This window comes from Sphingomonas sp. (assembly GCF_030145815.1).
Classification (GTDB): Bacteria; Pseudomonadota; Alphaproteobacteria; order Sphingomonadales; family Sphingomonadaceae; genus Sphingomonas.
On sequence record NZ_JAIXHL010000079.1, the window covers coordinates 1 to 2,685 of the forward strand.

General features: G+C 66.0%; 2 protein-coding genes. Both read right to left on the bottom strand.

Features of this window, described 5'->3' with window-relative positions; all coding sequences use genetic code 11:
- Window positions 1-76: 76 nt before the first annotated feature.
- Window positions 77-1,015, bottom strand: coding sequence for a DUF2493 domain-containing protein (locus KYX69_RS23095; protein ID WP_037557223.1), 939 nt, complete (start codon window positions 1,013-1,015; stop codon window positions 77-79).
- Window positions 1,016-1,453: 438 nt separating this feature from the next.
- The gene (locus KYX69_RS23100) at window positions 1,454-2,500 is read right to left on the bottom strand and encodes a toprim domain-containing protein (protein WP_037557224.1); all 1,047 of its coding nucleotides are present in this window, start codon (window positions 2,498-2,500) and stop codon (window positions 1,454-1,456) included.
- Between the last annotated feature and the right edge of the window lie 185 nt (window positions 2,501-2,685).

Below are 2,685 nucleotides of genomic sequence, written 5' to 3' on the forward strand. Positions count from 1 at the left end.
AGATCGGTTTTCATTGATTTTCATCCTGTAATCCTGCTCGCCGGATGGCAAGCGCCGTCAGATCCAAATCGACAACTCAGGCTTCCTTGAGCCGAAAATCCCAGACCGGAATGCCGAACGCCCGCGCCTTGTCGACAAGATTGTCCTGGATGCCGGTGCCCGAAAAGACGACCAGCCCGGCGGGCATCGCATCGATCAGCCGCTCGTTGCGCTTGAACGGCGCCGCTTTCTTGTGCCGGTTCCAGTCGGGCCGGAACGCTACCTGCGGCACGCCGCGCGCATCGGCCCAGCAGGCCGCAGCGCGCTCGGCGCCGGTTGGCGTCGCACCATGCATCAGCACCATGTCGGCATGACGCGCATGAACCTTGTCGAGCGCCGACCAGATGTGGCGGTGATCGTTGCACGCCGGTCCGCCGCTGAAGGCGATGCGCGTTCCCTCGGGGATCAGGGCCTGGGCCTTTTCGCGGAGGCGTTTGTCCATGAAGTCGCGGCTGTCGATCATCGCCGCGGTCATCGTCTTGTGACGGACGCGCGACCCAGTGCGCGGGGTCCAGGCCTTGCGGGCATGGATGCGGAACTGCTCGGCGGCGCATTCGCGGAAAAATTCCATCGTGTCGCGCCGCTCGATCATCGTGATGCCCTCGGCGATCGCGCGCTCGAGTTCGACCGAGCGAATTTCGCTTCCATCCTGCTCGCGCTGGAGTTCGCGCTGCGCCTGTTCGTTGCGGTCGAGCTCGCGCTCGATCCGTTCGCCGGCGCGGTGAAAGATATTGACGATGCCCCAGAGCAGATCTTCAAGATCGGGCTCGATGCGGGTATCGACCAGGCAGCCCGCCAATGCGTCGAAGATATCGGCGACGGCGCCGCCAGCGAGCCGGTCGTCTGGAAGCGGCCGTGCGTCGGGTTCGTCCTCATAGGGCCTATGACCGTAAAGCTGCATTTCCTGGAGGAGGTAGGCGCTGGCGCCGGGTTGCTGCGGTTCGCCGCGTTCGGGAAGGTCTGACAGGTCGATCATGTCATTTCTCTTGTCTGGGGCCGCGCCTCTCGCGGCCTTCGCGGCGACGCCTCGGCGGCGGCGGGTGCGGGTTCGCACCGCGCGGCACCCCGCGCGGCCGAAGCGCCAGCGAAGGATGGCGGGCTCGCGGCTATTTTGTTTCGCGATGCAAAGGGGCGCCAGCCCCGGCGGAAAATAGCCGCGAGCAGAGCCATTGCACGGCCCGCGCACGCTGCCGCAGTCGCCCTCCAGCGAAGGCCGAGGCGCGGCCTCCCGAGAACAGGCTGATCGGGCTTCCCCTTCCCGGACCGGCTTGATCCGATCCCCGCGGCGAGGTGACACACCGCTTTCCGAAACAACTATGGGATTTCGGGCATCATGAGGATGGCGCGCGCGATTGCGACGTCCCAATTCGCCGCCGCGCTGCTGGAGGCGTTGCGCCGCTGGCGCCAGGCGCGATCAGGCTGCATCGAGCATCCGCTCGGCATCGACGACGTGCATCTGCGGGGCGATCGAAGCGACGAGCTGCGAATGGCCCATCTGCATAAGATCGCTGTTCAGATCGTCCAGCGCCGGATCGAGCGGCAGGATATCGATCCCTAGCTGGACGGCTCGCTCGGCAAGAGCGGCGAATGCAGCGCGTCCCGCTGCATCCCGTTCGCGGGCAACATAGAGGCGGCGAAGCGGCGCAGGAAATTCCAGCGCCGCGAGATGGGCGGCCGACAGCCCGGCGATGAGCGGTAGTGCCGGGGCGATTTCGCGCAGCGAGAGCATGGTTTCGATGCCCTCACCGAATGCCATGACCTCGCCCGAGAGCCCGAAGCGGACGCCATGACCCAACAAATGCCCCATCGCGCGCCGCGGATAAGCCACGGGCGCCTTGGTCGATTGGTGCGGATCAAGCCATGTGCGATGAACGCCCATGAGCGAGCCGCCGAGGTCGGTCACCGCAGCGATCATCGCCGGATAGGCCGACTTGACCGACGGGCCATCCTCCTCCGACCGGCGATAATAGCAGTGCGGGTGGCATCGCAGCGCGGGCACATCGCCGACGTGCCGAAGCGCACGGCCCGCCAGATAGGTGCGCACAGGTGTCCCAGCGATGGGCTTCGACGCCGCCCAAAGCCGCGCTGCCGCCTCCGGGCTGCCAGCGGGCGCCCGGCGCGGACGCGGACGCGGCCCCTGCGTGCCCGCGTCGGATGGAGGCAAGCTCAGAAATCGCCGCGCCTCGGCGAGCGTTTCAGCGAGGTTCGTATGCGCGCAGCTGGCGGCGATGATGTCGAGCAGGTCACCATGATCGCCAGTCGCGGCGTCAGTCCATTTGCCCGCCGTGCGGCGACCATCGCCATCGGCGAGACGCACATAAAGACTGCGCCCAAGCGCATTGCCCTTATCGCCGACCATCCAATAATGGCCTTCGCGGCGACCGTTCGAGAGGTATTGGCGGCACGCCGCCTCGGCATTTTCACCGAGACGACGCGCAAGTTCACGGACCGGACTTTCCATAGCGGGGCTCCTTCAGGCGGCCTTGCGATCCGCGATCCGCTGGATCGGAAATCGATCAACCAGCCGCGCGAACACGTCGGCGCCAGCAGCCCCTGCCGGCACGTAGAGCTTCAGTTGCCACGAGACGATTTCGGAAATCAAGCCAAATGCCTTCAGCCGGTCAACACCAAGATCGTTGAAGCCGG